Raw genomic sequence first — 12,312 nt, forward strand, 5'->3', positions numbered from 1 at the left:
GCGACGAAATCACTTTTCCCTTGAGCGAGAAGGGCACAGTAGCTCCTGATGATGTCGATGCCGGCGATCAGATCGCCCGGGGCATCCATGACTGCCAGGGCTGAAGAGAGGGACGTGAAACGGTTCAGGGCCAGCCCGACAAGGGCGATGCCGGAGTGGGAAGTGTAGAATTCTTCGTCGGACTGTTCGATCACAAAACGCTTCATGAATTCACCTGCCGGGTGAGTTTTTGTTGCATAGCAAAATAGCTTAATTATCAAAAAACTTCAAATGGTTACAGCTGGCAAATTTCAAATTGCTGAATTTGCCGTCACGGAGTCAGGATAAATACAGGACATGAAAACAAATAAAATACCTACAATTAGTACAAAGCCTATCAAAATATTTTTGTGAAACTTGTGTAAGATATTAAAAGCAACAATACCAATTATCATACCTAAAGGTACTAAATATTTTGGGGTTTTTAATAACGTGGTTTTGTATTTATAAATTAAAATCATGATCGGTGATGCAATAACTACTGCATATATTGCGATCCTTATTAATTGTGACATTCCTATTTCTACATATCCGAATCCCAAAAAAGATGTAAATGTTAATATCGATGCAATTACAGTTTTTTGCTTATTTTTCATATAACACTCCTTATTACATACTTGCATTACTGGAACTATGCAATGTCAGCGTATTTAGCCGCCTAAAGTCACAAACACTCATTCGTTTCATTCCTCTTTATAGGTGATCTACCCAAGCGAAACATTTTGCCTGTACACATGAGCAAAACTTACCATAGCATTTCGCTCTTGAACAGGCTTAAGCGATTATCAACCTTCGATAAGCAATAATGCGCGATCCGCATCGACTTTCGCGCTCGGCAAGTTTCTTACCCCTGCCCTCACTGCCCCACTATAGCTCCTGAATTGATATGGTCCCTTGCAGTTCCCCGACAGCTCCCCGTTGACATGGTTTCCGGACAAATGACGTATTATGTCACAGCCCCATGCTACCCTTCGCCAAACTGCCGGAGGGAACAACAGCCATGGCAACCAACCTGATGGACAAACTGAAGATACTGGCCGACGGGGCGAAGTATGACGTCTCCTGCGCCTCCAGCGGCAGCTTCCGCCGCAACAGGGACGGCATCGGCAATGCCGCGTCCTGCGGCATCTGCCACTCCTGGACCAGCGACGGCCGCTGCGTCTCCCTCCTCAAACTGCTGATGACCAACAGCTGCATCTACGACTGCGCCTACTGCGTCAACCGCCGCAGCAACGATACCCGCCGGGTGCTGCTGACCCCGGCGGAGGTGGCGGAGTTGACCATCGGCTTCTACCGCCGCAACTACATCGAGGGGCTCTTTCTCAGTACCGGCGTGGTCCGCTCCCCCGACTACACCATGGAGATGCTGATCGAGGCGGTGCGGACCCTGCGCGAACAGTACCGCTTCAACGGCTACATTCACCTGAAACTGGTGCCGGGCGCCGATCCGCTCCTGGTGCAGAGAGCCGGCCTCCTTGCCGACCGGGTGAGCGTCAATCTGGAACTGCCGACCCGGGAAGGACTTGCCCTCTTGGCGCCGGACAAGAGCCGCGACGCCGTGGTGGGGCCGATGCGCCAGGTGAACAGCCTGATCACTGTCAACCGGGCCGAACGCAAGGAGTCCCGGAAGGTGCCGCGCTTTGCCCCTGCCGGCCAGAGCACCCAGCTGATCGTCGGTGCCACCAGGGAAACCGACCTGCAGATCGTCACCCTGTCGGAGCGGCTCTACCAACGATTGGAACTGAAGCGGGTCTACTATTCGGCCTTCATCCCGGTGATGACCGACACCCGCCTCCCCGCCATGCCGCATTCGCCGCTCAGGCGGGAACACCGGCTCTACCAGGCCGACTGGCTGCTCCGCTATTACGGCTTCAGTGCCATCGAGCTCCTGAGTCAGGAGACGCCGAACCTGGAGAGCGATCTCGATCCGAAGACCGGCTGGGCGCTCCGCCACCTGGAGCTGTTCCCGGTGGAGATCAACCGGGCCGACTACGAAGTCCTCCTGCGGGTGCCGGGGATCGGTGTCCGCTCTGCCCAGCGCATTGTCAGGGCGCGGCGGCAGGGGCATCTGGGTATGGACGACCTGGCAAAGCTTGGTGTGGTGCTGAAGAGGGCGCGCTATTTCATCACGGCCAGAGGCCGCTACGCCGGCGAGTGCGCCATCGAGAGCACTCTGTTGCGCAGCCGGCTGCTGGAAGGTCCGAGGAAAAAAGGGGGCGTACAGATGGCTCTGCCGTTTGCCGAGACACGGGCGTCCGACGAAACCGCCAGCCTGATCAGCGGTGAGCTGTGATGGGGGGCGTCTACCGGTACGACGGCAGCTTTGCCGGCCTGCTGACGCTCCTGGCCCGGCTCCTGCCGAAACGGATCCTCCCGGACGCGATCGGTACCGACCCGCCGCCGCAGCAGAACCTCTTTGCCGGGGTAACAACCGTTGAGACGGATCAGGAACTGGTCGAGGAGTTCTGGCCCGAGCTGACCAGACGCCTGACACCGTCGTCTCTCCACCTCGTCCGGCTGGCCTTTCTCGCCAACCACCCGGAGCGGGAGCTGCTGATCTGCCGCTATTGCCTGCTGGCGTGGGAGGTTGGGAGAAAGGCCGGTGGCATGCTAGCCCACCCGCAGGTGGCACCGCTTTGGAAGCTCGGCCAGCAGGTAGGGCGCGAAGCGCACCGGTACCTGGGGTTTGTCCGTTTTCAGGAGGTGGCAGGCGGGTTCTATTATGCCGCCATCTCTCCGGACCACCGGATCCTCTCGCTCATAGCCCCCCATTTCGCGGCCCGCTTCAGCGACCAGCAGTGGGTGATCCACGACCTGACCCATGGCGAGGGGCTTGTCCATGACCGGCAGAGACGGGAATGGCTGCTGCTCCCCATGGAGAGCAGTGGCGAGCCGGATCTGACCCCGGCGGAGGAGCGGTTTCAGGAGCTGTGGCGGAGTTACTTCACGACCCTGGCCATTGCCGAGCGGGAAAATCTCCGGCTGCAGCAGAGCAAGGTGCCGCTGAAGGTGCGCCCCTGGCTGGTGGAGTTTGCTCGGGGCGGATAAGGGTACTCTCAACAGAACAAGAGATGTTATTGCTTTGGGTTCCTTGAATACGTTCGATTACCAACCTGACAGAGTTCAGTCAGTATCCCCTGACTGCTCTCCGGATGGATAAAGGCGACCCTTGCGCCATGGGCTCCCTGACGGGGCGTTCTGTCGATCATCCTCGTGCCTTCTGCCTCGAGCTTCTTGATGGCCGCCTCAATATCCCCCACTTCGTAGGCGATGTGATGGATTCCCGGCCCGTTTTTCAGCAGGAATTCAGAAAGAAAACCCATTTTGCCCATAGGCTCCAGGAGCTCGATCTTTGACTCGCCGATCTGAAAAAATGCGGCTCTAACCTGATACCCGGCAACCTCCTCTACCCCCTTGAAGGTCATACAAAGATTGAACGCGTAGTAGGGGATCGCCTCATTCAGATTGTGTACGGCAACACCTATATGATTGATCTTTTTCAGCATCTCTCTCCCCCAGCCATGAGGCCCGTGAAATCTCCGACCGAAAAAGCGGGGCGGGTCCGTCGATCCGCCCCGAACCACAAAAAGGAGTACTACTCGGACCGGACAGATAAACCTACACCTTTGCTTCTAACCCGAGTGTTGTGAGAAGCTTTCGCTGAATATCATCGATCGAGCCGCTACCACTGATGGTTCTGAGCAGAGACTCTTGGGCATAGTACGCTGCAAGCGGTGCAGTTTGCCGTTCATAGACGTCAAGGCGGTTACGCATGGTCTCATCCTTGTCGTCGTCACGCTGATAGAGTTCCCCGCCGCAGCCGTCACACCTGTCGCCTGCCTTTGGCGGATCAAAGACCCTGTGGAAGCCATTGCCGCAACCACGGCAGGTGAGACGACCGGTGATCCTTGCCAGCAGCTCTTCTCTGTCGACTTCGACGGAAATGACATGATCGATCTCTTTACCACGAACCGCCAGCAACTTTTTCAGCTCATTAGCCTGAGGTATTGTCCGGGGAAAGCCGTCAAGGATGAAACCTTTCTCGCAATCGGATCGGGCTAACCGTTCCTCGACAATGCCAATCACGATCTCATCAGACACCAGAGCCCCCGTATCCATTAATTCTTTGGCCTTGATTCCCAGCGAGGTCTGATCTTTAACCGCGGTTCGAAGAATTTCCCCCGTTGATATCTGGGGAATGTTGAAGCGAGATGTCAGCATTTTTGCCTGAGTCCCTTTACCGGCACCGGGAGGGCCAAGCAGTACAAGATTTACTGTGCGTACTTTGGTCATTGTCTTTTCCTTTTTCATTCCTGTCAGTCCAAAACAAGTTGAAAATTTACCAGATGTAGACAATCTTGAAGTAGAAGGCGTTGGTTACCGTGGTGTTTTTCCCATCAAGACCGTAGTCGTATCTCATGGTAAGGCTCAACGGATCGCTGAAATGGACCATCAGACCGCCGCCACAGGAAAGTTCGTTACTGGCGGAATTGGGAACAGTCGAGCCGGTCACCTGGTCGGTGCTACTTCCGGTTGTCTGGTAGTCGGCGGCAAAGAACGGCTCCAGATATTGATGGGCACGGTAGCCCACCCTCAGGTTCGCGTGAAATGTGTCGCCCGGATCCAGATCATTGGCACCGCTCAGGTGCCTGGTTGATTTATGGATGTAGCCGGTCTGGCCATCGATATCGACGTCGCCCACCTGCAGATCGCCAATGATGGTTGTCAGGCTGCCCCATGTCTTGTCCGACACGGCATCAGAGCCGACAGGAATCGACAGAAAACTCTGCAGCCCCATCGTGCTGTTTTTACTCGGTTTGATCCAGACAGCCAGGCCTGTCAACGGGTCTCCGAAACCAGACGCCGAGACCCCGGCTTTCTGGACGCTGATCTCCGGTTGCAGGTACTCCCAGGCAAAGCCGACATCGGGCAGCGATTTGAAGGTAAAGAAGCGGACATACTTCGTGAAACCGACCGCAGTAAAGGTGCCAGGGCCAGCAACCCTTTTCCCAGTGGTATCAAAGGCCATATTGTCAGTCTGGATGAATGAATACTGTGCAACCGCGTTGAAGGATTCGTAATTCACCGGCAGGGCGTACTCATGCGGTTCTATGACGCTCAAGGGAATGCCGGCAGCGACAGCAGTCGATGCAGACACGAGTAATGGAGCCACTAGTGCAATGAGCGCTAGTGTTGATTGGTTGATTTTTTTCATTGGTAGCCGCCTTGGTAATCAATTTTGTGGCACTATCAGCGTTGGCACGTCAGGTCAGACTGCCCGAAGGGAAGGCTAGCCAAACGTATAGATCGGATTTCCCCTTACATCGTCTCTTAGAAAGGTAATCTCCATGCCGATAGTGATATCCGTTGTATCCGTATATCCTTCGATTCGAGCCATCCTTTTCTTACTGTTTTCTTCAACCACCGCCAATACGTATGGGGTCATATCCTGAAAAGCCTCAGTGCCGCAACGCACAACGGAATAGGTATGAATAGTGCCTCGCCTTTCCATCTTTCTACCTCCCTCGGAATATACTGACAACGCAGGTGGCTGCAGTGCCTCCGATGTTGTGTGTCAAGCCGATATCAGCCTTTTTTAGCTGCCGGACCCCAGCTTCTCCCCGAAGTTGGGTCACTATTTCGTACAGTTGACCGAGGCCTGTTGCCCCTACCGGATGTCCTTTAGCTTTCAAGCCGCCGCTAACATTGATCGGAATAAGACCACTGGCGGCAGTATTCCCTTCTGCAATGGCACGTGCCCCTTTCCCTTTGGCAAAGAATCCCAAGTCCTCGCTATTGATGATTTGCGTAATGGTGAAGCAGTCGTGCACCTCGGCCAGATCGATCTGCGAGGGGGTGACGCCCGCCATCGCATAGGCCTGTTGCGCTGCAAGCACGGTAGCCGCAAAGGTTGTCATGCTATCTCTGGAGGCCAGGGCCAACGTGTCACCTGCCTGACCGCAGCCGACTACCTCCACCAGGCGCTTCAGACAAAACGTCGTTGCCACGTCGGTTGCCGCCAGCACCACAAACGCGGCACCGTCCGAGACCAGGGAACAATCGTAAATCGTCAAGGGATCGGCGATCGGCAAGCCGTTCTTCACCTGCTCCACGGTAATCCTCTTCTGCATCTGCACATCAGGATTGAGCAGGGCGTTCTCGTGATTCTGCACCGCACACAAGGCCATCTCATCCCGCACATTGCCGTATTCGTGGAAATACCGCTTGGCAATCATGGCAAAGAGGGAAGGGAAAGTGGCACCAATGCCGGCCTCCAGATCAACGTCAGAAGCGCCGGCAAGGCCCGCGGTGACAGCATCTGTTGACTGATGGGTCATCTTTTCCACGCCACCGACCAGGACAACGTCATACATACCTGACGCAACGGCGCTCAAGGCCTGCCTGAAAGCCAGGCTGCCCGAAGCACACGCCCCTTCAATCCGGATCGTCGGGATATTCCCCAGTCCCAGAACCTCTGCAGCCAGTGGCCCCATGTGCCCTTGGCTGCAAAATAGTTGCGCGCCAAAATTGCTCATGAAGAGAGCTTCAACATTCTCTCTCCCTATTCCAGCATCAGCGATGGCCCTTGTTCCCGCCTCCAGGATCAAATCTTTTAACGACGTTTCCGGGAATCTGCCGAACTTGGTTTCACCTATGCCAACGACGGATACACTACGCATTACTCACCTCTCCGGCTTCCTGATACATGGGTTACTGCAGGTCAATCGTTTTCAGCAGAGGATCTATTTTCAATTCCGATTCGGTTACCAGGTGCACATCTTCGACCGAATACCCCGGAGCGATTTCCTTCAACACCAAGCCGGTCGTGGTGACATCAATGACCGCCCTGTCGGTGATAATGCGATTTACAACCCCTTTACCCGTCAGTGGCAGGGAACAGCTGTTCACGATTTTAGGCTGACCGGTCTTGCTGCAATGCTCCATGATTACGACGACCCGCTTTGCCCCGTTGACAAGGTCCATGGCTCCGCCCGGCCCTTTGACCATCTTGCCCGGTACCACCCAGTTGGCCAGGTCTCCTCCCGCCGACACTTCCATCCCTCCAAGTATGGAGAGATCTATGTGGCCGCCACGGATCATGGCGAATGATTCAGCGCTGCTGAACAGGCTGGCACCCGGAATCATCGTGATGGTTTCTTTGCCGGCGTTGATAAGTTCCGGATCCAGTTCCGCTTCAATGGGATAGGGGCCGATCCCAAGCAAGCCGTTTTCGGACTGCAAGACCACGTGCCTGTCTTCAGGGATGTAGTTGGCCACCAGCGTCGGGATGCCGATACCCAGATTCACATAAAAGCCGCCTTCTATTTCCTGCGCGGCGCGGCGCGCAATCTGTTCTCGTGTCAAAGACATTTCCTGTTTCCTCCCTAGGACCGAACTGTTCTCCGCTCGATTCTCTTTTCATGTCCGGCACACTGGATGACCCGTTGCACATATACCCCGGGAGTGTGAATAAAGTTGGGGTCAAGCGCCCCGACCTCAATCAACTCCTCCACCTCGGCAACCGTAACCTTGCCGGCTGCCGCCATCACCGGATTGAAATTGCATGATGTCTTGTTGTAGATGAGATTGCCGGCCGTATCCCCCTTCCAGGCCTTGACGAAAGAAAAGTCTGCTGTCAGGCCGGTCTCAAGGACATAGGCCTTGCCACCGAAAGTTCGCACTTCCTTACGCTCTGCGAGCTGAGTTCCTACACCGGCAGGGGTGAAAAATGCCGGGATACCGGCACCACCGGCCCTGATCCTCTCGGCAAGCGTCCCTTGGGGAACGAACTCCAGTTCAAGCTCGCCAGACAGGAACTGTCGCTCAAACTCCTTGTTTTCACCCACGTAAGAAGCGACCATCTTCCGTATCTGCCTGGTGGTTAGCAGGGTGCCAAGCGCATAGTCGTCAATGCCGCAATTATTGGAAATAATCGTCAGGTTCCTGGTTCCCTTCCGCAGCAGCCCCTCGATCAGCTTCTCAGGGATGCCGACGAGCCCAAAACCACCAACCATGATGGTCGCACCGTCTTGAATGTCATGAATGGCTTCATCAATTGAAGTCCGGACTTTCATACCTGTTCTCCTTGCGCCAAATTCTGTATCTGCCATCAACGTCACTCCCGTAACCTCGAAATCTCATCAATTACGGGGTAATCGCAACCTTCAGAACTTTATCCAGCTTATTCCCGAAAATCCGGTAACCTTCCTTAATGTCTTCCAACGCAAACTTGTGAGTGATCAGTGGTATCAGATCTGCACGTTTGTTCAGTATGATACTCATCAACCGTCTCAGCCGTTCGCTGCCTCCCGGACAGAGGGAACTGACAATCTTGATGTCCGCAAGACCGGCGCCAAAGGCATCAAGCGGGATTTGCAGATTGCTTTCATACACACCCAGGCTGGACAGGGTTCCACCTGGTCTGAGGGAACGCAGAGCATTTTCGAATGTCTTGGGATGCCCCAGGGCTTCAATAGCTATGTCAACCCCACGACCGTCGGTCTGCTTTTTAATTTCTGCAATGACATCAACTTTTGTGTGGTCCAGCACCATATCCGCTCCCATGCGCAGAGCCATTTCCTGCCGTTCCGGAATTGATTCCACGGCGATGACCAGACCAGCACCGGCGACACGAGCGCCTACGGTTGCACAGAGACCAATTGGGCCCTGAGCAAATACAGCCACCGTATCACCAATCTTCACTCCGCCATTTTCCGATGCAGAAAAACCTGTAGTCATGATATCTCCGACAAAGAGGACCTGTTCGTCGGATAATCCGGCTGGAATTTGGGCCAGGTTGTACTGCGCATTCGGTACTCGTATGTATTCCGCCTGAGCGCCATTGATGGTGTTGCCGAATTTCCACCCTCCGAGTGCGCCACCACATTGGGACGACTTGCCGTTCTGGCAGAAAAAGCATTGCCCACACGGGGTAATAGCCCCGACGCAAACCCTGTCCCCCGTCTGAAATCCGGTCACCCCCTGGCCAAGCGCATCGATGACGCCGACAAATTCGTGACCGATTATGAGTCCCGGCTTTACGGGATACCCCCCTGAAAGTATGTGGATATCCGTTCCGCAAATGGTCGACATGGTTACTTTGACCACAACTTCGCCAGCGCCGGGTTCAGGTTTTGGTACGTTTTCGATCTTGATGTCATTGGGGCCGTGAAAAACGAGTGCTTTCATAGTCCTTCTCCTTTTATTTGTTTTAGGAAGTGTCCCACGCACGACATCGAATAAACGGCCGGGCGTTTTCGCCCGGCCGTGCTCTGACTAACCAGCATGCTCCGGAACCGGCAGGTTGACCCACTCCTTGTAGAAGGTCTCAATGTCCGGCTCAAAGTCGTGAATCACTGGGTACCAGGGTGTGGGCGCCTCGACGTCGTGCATCACACCGCAATCCGGACAGTAATACTCACGGTACACCTGCCAGTCGGTATCCGGAGCCATAAGCGACGGATAAACATCACGCATCGTCTCCGCGTTGTCTCGCACATAAATAACGGCGTTAAGTTTCCAATTTTCACGGTAATCGCCAAACTCGTAACCACAGTCGCACTTGGTAAGCCATTGCTTGGTTTTGGCCGACTGGGCAATGTAAAGATGTGGCCCCAATGGCAGTACTATCTTGTCTTTCCAGGGTACCTTGGCCTGCAAAACTTCCAGGTAAAGACCGAAGCGTTCATTGTCCTTGGGCATGGAAAGCATACGCATGGTAGTATCCCAGTCGAGTTTTCCCTCGGTCAGATTATTGACCTGTTGCTTAGTATAGGTAGACATACTGTATCTCCTTGTGTTTGTTCACCGCCGGCCAATTGACAGGGTGATCAATAAGTTGGTTATCTTTGTTATTCTTCCACCAGCACCACAGTATGGACGTCTGGAAGCTTGGATAAATCCTCGCGGTATTTCGAACCATAGGAGTGTATTCCAAGATCCGCCTCTTTCAGATCCCAGCCATCAGGCAAATTCCAGAATTCCTTGAACTCAGCCAGAAATTTTGGCGAAAGTTCGAAACTCGTTGCAAACATATGCTTCACTGCCGTACTTGCACGGCCAATGAGTATGCGGTCACGCTCTTTCTTCATCCATTCGCGGGTCGGTAATGCCCTGTCGAGCCTCGCCTTGCGGAGTTCGACACGATAAGCAGCAGTCTTTTTCGCATCGACGCTCCACACACCCTTGTTGTCCTGCTCAATTACCGCGCCGTGGACCTTGGTGGCGTACTCCGGCAGCAAGAAGTTGTTGTTCAGGTCACGTGCGATTGCCTCGATTTCGCGATCGAGCGGGTCACCGAAACCGGGGCCACCACGAAGATAGTTGAGGTAGAGATCGTAGTCTTCGTAGCAAGCCTCAGTGGTCATGCACTGCTTGTCACGCTTGACATCAGCCCTGACATTGATGTGCTGTTCATACTCCGCTGCGGCCGGGTTGAGATCGCCCCCCAACGGCAGCGTGTCTCCGAAGGCGATACGTTCCTTGATTCCTGTATTGTGACCTTCGAAACGGTACCCGGTGGCGGACGGGTAACCACCCATCATGCCCCAGTCACTGTTCATGTAGCCATTCCCCATGAAAAACATGGTCCAATCATGAGCATTCCAGACCATGCGCAGAGTTTCAAAGCCGCAACCACCGCGATACTTGCCATAACCACCGGAGTTGCACTTTACGTTACGACCAAGGTAAAGGAGCGGTTCCGCCATTTCCCAGATCTCGATGTCGCCCATGTCGCCTTCAGGGTTCCAGATTGCAGCGGCGTGGTTGAGACCATCCTTGATAGCTCCGGCGCCAGTACCGCAGGAACTCGCCTCAAAGCTGTTTACTGCGTGGATTTCGCCATCCTGGTTGATGCCGCCACCCTGCAGCCAGTTGGAGGTATTGGCATTGCCGGCATTGACTTCTTCCAGGTAACCACGACTGAAATAGGCTTGGGAAAGCCCACGCCACATCGCGCTCCAACCCGAGACCAGAAAGTGCCAAGCGTAGGCGTGGGCGGTGCGCCGGTCATCCGGGTTCATCCATGTGCCCTTGGGCAGATTGAACTCAGTGCCGTAGTAGGACCCGTCATTGATGCGCTGCGTCGGCACCAGTGTCTGGGTCATCATCACCCAGATACCGCTGGTGAAGGCAACATGATGCGCGTTGTAGGAATGCCAACCCCAGCGGCTGGCGCCATCGAAATCCAGCCGCCAGGAACCGTCGCCGCGGATAGTCATCTCGACCGGCGAATGCATGATGGTGTCAATCTTTGCAAAGGCAGAAGGGGTCTGCACGTCGGGGTGAGCATAGGGCACATCCACAAAAGCCACCTTGCGGTACGTGCCCGGCATGGTCATCGCCTTGAGACGACTTTGCAAACCGCGGCGCCCTTCCTCGATAACCTCAAAGGCAAACTTCTCGTACGCCTCCAGCCCCTCTTCCGCAACCACCTCCTCCACCAGATCGCGAATCATGTGGCACCCGGCGATGCGGGTCTTCTCATCGAGAATCCAGTATTTTGGTGTACGCACAGATCGCTGGCTTTCGTGCAGCCAGTCACGTAACGGCTGGTCGTTGACCCCGGTCTTGCGGCAGGTGATCATGTAACCATCACCAAAGCGCTGCACCTGGCCGGTCGACATCGAGCCCGGCGTAATCGAACCGGTATCGATCACGTGGGTTACACCCCCGACCCAGCCGATCAGTTTGCCCTTGATAAAGATGGGCACGATGGTGGCTATGTCGCACGGGTGCACGTTTCCGATGGAACAATCATTGTTGGTGAACATGTCGCCGGGGTTGATACCGGGATTGGCCTCCCAGTTGTTCTCGATCATGTACTTGATCGCAGCACCCATGGTGCCCACGTGGATGATGATCCCGGTAGAGGTCAGTACACAGTCACCGGCTGCATTGTAGAGAGTAAAGCAGAGCTCGCCCTCCTGCTCGACGATCGGACTTGCGGCGATCTTCTTGGCGGTCTCGCGCGAATGGACCAACCCACCGCGCAACTTGGAGAACAGCTTTTCATAGCGAATCGGTTCCGACTCGCGTAGTTCAAGGCGTTCGAGGCCGTTATAAAAACCGGTCTTTTGGGTGCGTTCGAGGATGGCGTCGCGATACTGCTTGAGAGTCTGGCCGTTTCCGAGCAGATTGGCGAAACCGGGTTCAGCTTTGCCGTGGATGGGTACAACTTTGGCCAGGACGGGTTCAGCTTTGGCGCAGCCGGTATCAGCCTTGGACTTCTTATCCGAGTTGGTTTTCAAGTTGGTTTTCATTGTATCCTCC

13 protein-coding genes and 1 pseudogene are annotated in these 12,312 nt (G+C 54.8%); 2 read left to right on the forward strand and 12 right to left on the reverse strand.

The window, feature by feature from the left end; genetic code table 11:
- A pseudogene (locus tag JN12_RS08695) lies at positions 1–206 on the reverse strand (IS1380 family transposase); the annotation flags it as partial.
- An 84-nt stretch (positions 207–290) separates the two neighbouring features.
- Complete coding sequence (locus tag JN12_RS08700) at positions 291–635, reverse strand: hypothetical protein (protein ID WP_145021291.1); 345 nt, start codon at positions 633–635, stop codon at positions 291–293.
- 404 nt (positions 636–1,039) lie between these two features.
- Between JN12_RS08700 and JN12_RS08705 the strand changes: the two genes are divergently transcribed.
- Together JN12_RS08705 and JN12_RS08710 are read left to right on the forward strand one after the other, a co-directional pair.
- Entirely contained in the window at positions 1,040–2,332 is a 1,293-nt protein-coding gene (locus tag JN12_RS08705) for a putative DNA modification/repair radical SAM protein (RefSeq protein ID WP_145021294.1), read from the forward strand.
- Positions 2,332–3,087 carry a TIGR03915 family putative DNA repair protein gene (locus tag JN12_RS08710; RefSeq protein WP_145021297.1) on the forward strand — a complete coding sequence of 252 codons (756 nt, stop codon included), beginning with the start codon at positions 2,332–2,334 and terminating at the stop codon, positions 3,085–3,087. Before JN12_RS08705 ends, JN12_RS08710 begins: the two co-directional genes overlap by 1 nt.
- Before the next feature lie 26 nt (positions 3,088–3,113).
- On the opposite strand, the gene mce is transcribed toward JN12_RS08710, so the two are convergent.
- From mce to JN12_RS08760, 10 genes are all read right to left on the reverse strand, one after another.
- The gene (mce, locus tag JN12_RS08715) at positions 3,114–3,545 is read right to left on the reverse strand and encodes a methylmalonyl-CoA epimerase (RefSeq protein ID WP_145021300.1); all 432 of its coding nucleotides are present in this window, start codon (positions 3,543–3,545) and stop codon (positions 3,114–3,116) included.
- A 112-nt stretch (positions 3,546–3,657) separates the two neighbouring features.
- A complete protein-coding gene (locus JN12_RS08720) occupies positions 3,658–4,350 on the reverse strand; it encodes an adenylate kinase (RefSeq protein WP_246125805.1) in 693 nt (230 codons plus the stop codon).
- A 28-nt stretch (positions 4,351–4,378) separates the two neighbouring features.
- Positions 4,379–5,254 (reverse strand): transporter, encoded by an 876-nt coding sequence (locus tag JN12_RS08725; protein ID WP_145021303.1) that lies wholly within the window; start codon positions 5,252–5,254, stop codon positions 4,379–4,381.
- A 75-nt stretch (positions 5,255–5,329) separates the two neighbouring features.
- Positions 5,330–5,551 carry a Zn-ribbon domain-containing OB-fold protein gene (locus JN12_RS08730; protein WP_145021305.1) on the reverse strand — a complete coding sequence of 74 codons (222 nt, stop codon included), beginning with the start codon at positions 5,549–5,551 and terminating at the stop codon, positions 5,330–5,332.
- Positions 5,552–5,555: 4 nt separating this feature from the next.
- A complete protein-coding gene (locus JN12_RS08735) occupies positions 5,556–6,719 on the reverse strand; it encodes a thiolase domain-containing protein (RefSeq protein WP_145021308.1) in 1,164 nt (387 codons plus the stop codon).
- Positions 6,720–6,750: 31 nt separating this feature from the next.
- Positions 6,751–7,410 carry a CoA transferase subunit B gene (locus tag JN12_RS08740; protein ID WP_145021311.1) on the reverse strand — a complete coding sequence of 220 codons (660 nt, stop codon included), beginning with the start codon at positions 7,408–7,410 and terminating at the stop codon, positions 6,751–6,753.
- A 14-nt stretch (positions 7,411–7,424) separates the two neighbouring features.
- Positions 7,425–8,114 (reverse strand): CoA transferase subunit A, encoded by a 690-nt coding sequence (locus JN12_RS08745; RefSeq protein WP_145021315.1) that lies wholly within the window; start codon positions 8,112–8,114, stop codon positions 7,425–7,427.
- A 70-nt stretch (positions 8,115–8,184) separates the two neighbouring features.
- Positions 8,185–9,228 (reverse strand): zinc-binding dehydrogenase, encoded by a 1,044-nt coding sequence (locus tag JN12_RS08750; protein WP_145021318.1) that lies wholly within the window; start codon positions 9,226–9,228, stop codon positions 8,185–8,187.
- Positions 9,229–9,315: 87 nt separating this feature from the next.
- Positions 9,316–9,822 carry an acetone carboxylase subunit gamma gene (locus JN12_RS08755; protein ID WP_145021321.1) on the reverse strand — a complete coding sequence of 169 codons (507 nt, stop codon included), beginning with the start codon at positions 9,820–9,822 and terminating at the stop codon, positions 9,316–9,318.
- Between the two features lie 68 nt (positions 9,823–9,890).
- Positions 9,891–12,302: a hydantoinase B/oxoprolinase family protein gene (locus JN12_RS08760; RefSeq protein ID WP_145021324.1), complete on the reverse strand. Its 2,412-nt coding sequence runs from the start codon at positions 12,300–12,302 to the stop codon at positions 9,891–9,893.
- Between the last annotated feature and the right edge of the window lie 10 nt (positions 12,303–12,312).

Source organism: Geobacter argillaceus, from assembly GCF_007830735.1.
Taxonomy (GTDB): Bacteria; Desulfobacterota; Desulfuromonadia; order Geobacterales; family DSM-12255; genus Geomobilibacter; species Geomobilibacter argillaceus.